1 pseudogene is annotated in these 240 nt (G+C 38.3%); it reads left to right on the top strand.

The annotated features are described in order from the left end of the window. A pseudogene (locus HMPREF2813_RS06820) lies at positions 1-240 on the top strand (ShlB/FhaC/HecB family hemolysin secretion/activation protein); the annotation flags it as partial.

Raw genomic sequence — 240 nt, 5'->3', positions numbered from 1 at the left:
AACGAAGAAAAAATTTGCAGTATCAGGCGTAAGTGCAGGCATTGATGGACATATCCAATTTACCCCTAAAACAATCTTTAATATTGATTTAACTCATCATTATTACGCGAGTAAATTACCAGGCTCTTTTGGAATGGAGCGCATTGGCGAAACATTTAATCGCAGCTATCACATTAGCACAGCCAGTTTAGGGTTGAGTCAAGAGTTTGCTCAAGGTTGGCATTTTAGCAGTCAATTATC

Origin of the sequence: Haemophilus sp. HMSC066A11 (assembly GCF_001811665.1) — a bacterium.
GTDB classification, from domain to species: domain Bacteria; phylum Pseudomonadota; class Gammaproteobacteria; order Enterobacterales; family Pasteurellaceae; genus Haemophilus; species Haemophilus influenzae.
The sequence above is the reverse complement of the archived record's forward strand: the minus strand, read 5'-3'. Positions and strand labels throughout refer to the sequence as shown.